Genomic DNA, 3,283 nt, shown 5'->3' on the forward strand with positions numbered 1-3,283 from the left:
ACCGCCGAGCTGGCGGCCCGGCCACCGGCGCCGGCCCGGGTGCACGAGAAGTGGGCGGGGATCATGGACCGCGGCGCGGGCGGGATGCCGGTCTTCCCCTTGAACCTGGGCGACATCTCGGCGCCCCGCGAGCAGGTGGTCGAGGTGCGCGACGTGCTCGACCCGGACGGGGTGGCCGCGCTGGAGGCGGCGGCCGCGGCGGGCGGGGTGCGGATGATCGCGCTGGCCGTGGCCGAGATGACCGAGGTGCTGCGCCGCCGCGCCGGGGTGGGGCTGCGGGCGGTGCTGCCGGTGCACTCGCGCCACGACCCCGATCGGCCGCACCGCTGGGACGACTCGGTGGGCTGGTTCATCACCAACTCGGTCATCGAGTGCGACGACCCCGACCCGGCGGCCTGCGCGGCGGCGGTGCGGGAGGCCATCGAGCTGGGCTCGCACGCGCTCGCCCCGATCCTCGCCCCTTACGGCGGGATGCCGCACACGCCGGGCATGTTCGCGGTCTCGTGGCTCGACCACCGGCGCCTGCCGATCGACGTGGACCTGGACCTGCGCCCGCAGCACGTGTCGGCGGTGATCCGCACCGACGGGGTGATGGTGTGGTTCGTGGTCAACGGCTCGGGACTGCACGTGCGCTGCCGCTACCCGGACACGCCCGCCGCGCGGGCCTCGGTGGGCGGGTGGCTCGACGAGTTGTGCGCCGGGTTGGTGCGCCGCGCCCTCGGAGCCCTCAGCCCGGCGGGGGCCGGTGCCCCGGGGGCCCCTGGTGACCCGGGGATCGGTGACCCGGACGCGCTGTCGGGGGCGCCGCCGGGTCCGGGCCGAGGTCGGCCTGCATCCAGGTCACGTCCAGCCACCGCCCGTGCTTGAACCCGATCCGCTCCAGCCGCCCCGCCTCCCGGAACCCCAGCGCCCGGTGCATCCCGACGCTGGGTTCGTTGGGCAGGGTGATGATCGCGAGCATCCGCCGGAAGCCCAGCCCCTCGAGCCGGGTGAACAATTCGCGGTAGAGCGCCCGGCCCAGCCCGTTGCCGCGGGCGTCGGGGTCCACGTAGACGCTCACCTCGCAGGACCAGGCGTACGCGGCGCGCTCCTTGACCGGCCCGGCGTAGGCGTAACCGGCGATGCGCCCGTCGAGCTCGGCGACCAGCCAGTCGTAGCGGTCGAGCGCCCGCGAGATCCGCGCGGCGAACTCGTCGACGGTCGGCACCTCGTCCTCGAACGTCACGGTCGTCTCGCGCACGTACGGCGCGTAGACGTCCCGGCATCCGGCGGCGTCGCCGATCGTGGCCGGACGGATCACCGGCCCGTTCTCCGACCTGCTCGCACTTCCCGTTGACCTGCTCATACCTCCGGCCCTCCCGGGTTGCATCCCTCGGCCAGCATCCGCTCCGGCGAGACGACCGGCCGCCACGGCTCGACGTTCCACGTGGGCTTGTCTGGCTCGAGCAGACGCGCCCACGTCCAGTGGCAGTCGAACTGCTCCCACATGCCCGGGGTGTCCGCGTCGGGGGCGAGCCGCAGCACCTCCTGCCAGGCGGCCTCGGCGTCGCCCTCGGCCCACGCGCGGCGCCCCGAGTCGGTCGGTGCGACCTCGAGGGTGGCGCCGTAGTCGGAGTCCGCCCAGGTCGCGGCGGCGATGAACGGCGGTGCGGGCGGGGTCGGCGGCGACCGCCGGGCGGACGAGGTGGGTCCTGGGGCCGACGGCGAGGTGGCCGGCGACGACGTGCCCGGAGTCGGCGACGACGAGGAGTTTCCTGGCGAGGTCGGCGTCGCGTCGGTCGCGGTCGCCGGCCCGGCGGGATCGTCGGGGTCGGCCGCACACCCGCCGGTGAGAGCGATCGCCAGGAGCGCCGCGAAGGCGGTGGCTCGGAGGGGCGGTCGGTGGCGCATCGCACGCAGTCTGCCACGAGGGAGGGGTTGCGCCCGAGTGTGACGGCAGAGGATCCTGGGGACAGAGGGAGCCCGGCGACGGCGGAGAGCCCGCACGCCGCCCTCTGCAAGAGAAGGAGCGTGACAGATGCCCCCGTTCGACCTCTCCCAGCTCCAGGCCATGTGGGATGGAATCTTCCCCGCGATCTTCGGGCCCCTGGCAGCCGTGGTCGACACCATCGGTGCGTCGGTCCAGGGCCCCTGATCTCCTGACGGCACGGCCCTCGGCCCGGGGCGGTTCAGCCCAGGGCGACTCAGCCCAGGGCGAGGATCTTGCGCAGCGTCCTGATGTTGCGCATGGTCAGATGCCGCCCGTGTGACCTCCCGCTGGTCACCTTGGCGGCGGGCGAGCTCAGCGTGAGCCCTCTGGCCACCCGCCAGTAGACGCACACCGATCCGGCCGCGACCTCCTCGGTGCCCTCGGCGGCCATCGCAGCGCGCATCGCCCCGGCGACGGCCACGGTGACGTCTGGGTCGTCGCAGAAGATCAGGTAGTCGTGATGGTCGTCGAGGGTGGCGAACGGGTACGCCGCGACCGCGTCCTCGACGGCGCCGCGCGTGAGGACCTGGACCACCGCGTCGTAGCCGAAGCGGTCGGCGTAGGCCGCCTCCAGCGCCGCACGTAGCTCTGCCTCGGGGCGAGGGTCGGTGACGACCACGTTGCCGGTGGCCAGCACCGTCTTCACGTCCGCGCAGCCGGCGGCTTCGGTGCACTCCCGCAGGTCCGCCATGGCGATCCGCGCGGCCTTTCCCACGTTGATCCCCCGCAGGAGGGCGATCTTGCGATCGGTGGCGGCGTTCATGGATCGATCGTCCCACCGTATTCGCGCGTGAGGGTAACTTCTCGGCCATGGCAGTGTCAGTGCAGTCCGTGACGACCATCGAGGCCGGGATCCCCGAGATCATGGCCGTCCTGGCCGACGTGGAGTCCCTCGTCGACTGGTCGGAGGCGCACCGCGCCGTGGAGGTCCGCGAGGCCGACGACGAGGGCTGGCCCATCGTGGTGTGGGAGAAGATCTCCCAGTACGGCATGACCGAGGAGATGGTCGTCCGCTACGAGTGGTACGACGGCGAGGTGAGCTGGACCCTCGAATCCGGGACCAACCAGAAGATGCAGAACGCGCGGTACTCACTCACCGACAACGGCGACGGGACCACCCGGGTCGTGTTCGACCTCGAGGTGGAGCTCAAGGCCAAGCTGCCGGGCATGGTCGTCAAGAAGGCCCAGAAGCACATCGCCGACGTGGCCACGGCCGGCCTGCGCGAGGAGGTCCTGCGCCGCTACGGCTGACCCGCACCCGGGTGCAGCAGGCCGAGAGCCGCGCGCACCCCGGCCGCGGGCAGCTGGCCCGGC

At 73.1% G+C, this 3,283-nt stretch carries 4 protein-coding genes; 1 reads left to right on the top strand and 3 read right to left on the bottom strand.

What is annotated here, in order from left to right; genetic code table 11:
- Window positions 1-727: 727 nt before the first annotated feature.
- From HMPREF3086_RS15675 to HMPREF3086_RS15685, 3 genes are all read right to left on the bottom strand, one after another.
- Window positions 728-1,345: a GNAT family N-acetyltransferase gene (locus HMPREF3086_RS15675; protein WP_061228564.1), complete on the bottom strand. Its 618-nt coding sequence runs from the start codon at window positions 1,343-1,345 to the stop codon at window positions 728-730.
- Window positions 1,342-1,890 carry a DUF2599 domain-containing protein gene (locus HMPREF3086_RS15680; RefSeq protein WP_061228563.1) on the bottom strand — a complete coding sequence of 183 codons (549 nt, stop codon included), beginning with the start codon at window positions 1,888-1,890 and terminating at the stop codon, window positions 1,342-1,344. Before HMPREF3086_RS15680 ends, HMPREF3086_RS15675 begins: the two co-directional genes overlap by 4 nt.
- A 293-nt stretch (window positions 1,891-2,183) precedes the next feature.
- Complete coding sequence (locus HMPREF3086_RS15685) at window positions 2,184-2,732, bottom strand: DUF1697 domain-containing protein (RefSeq protein ID WP_061228562.1); 549 nt, start codon at window positions 2,730-2,732, stop codon at window positions 2,184-2,186.
- Between the two features lie 47 nt (window positions 2,733-2,779).
- On the opposite strand from HMPREF3086_RS15685, the gene HMPREF3086_RS15690 reads away from it, so the two are divergent.
- Window positions 2,780-3,220, top strand: a complete 441-nt coding sequence (locus tag HMPREF3086_RS15690) for an SRPBCC family protein (RefSeq protein ID WP_061228561.1) — start codon at window positions 2,780-2,782, stop codon at window positions 3,218-3,220.
- The last annotated feature ends 63 nt before the right edge of the window (window positions 3,221-3,283 follow it).

The organism is Dietzia sp. HMSC21D01 (assembly GCF_001815995.1).
In the GTDB taxonomy this organism is placed as follows: domain Bacteria; phylum Actinomycetota; class Actinomycetes; order Mycobacteriales; family Mycobacteriaceae; genus Dietzia; species Dietzia cinnamea.

Excerpts from the sequence above, each read along its gene's own strand:
- HMPREF3086_RS15690 (WP_061228561.1), top strand. The coding sequence starts at position 2,780 with ATGGCAGTGTCAGTGCAGTCCGTGACGACCATCGAGGCCGGGATCCCC.
- HMPREF3086_RS15680 (WP_061228563.1), bottom strand. The coding sequence starts at position 1,890 with ATGCGCCACCGACCGCCCCTCCGAGCCACCGCCTTCGCGGCGCTCCTG.
- HMPREF3086_RS15685 (WP_061228562.1), bottom strand. The coding sequence starts at position 2,732 with ATGAACGCCGCCACCGATCGCAAGATCGCCCTCCTGCGGGGGATCAAC.
- HMPREF3086_RS15675 (WP_061228564.1), bottom strand. The coding sequence starts at position 1,345 with ATGAGCAGGTCAACGGGAAGTGCGAGCAGGTCGGAGAACGGGCCGGTG.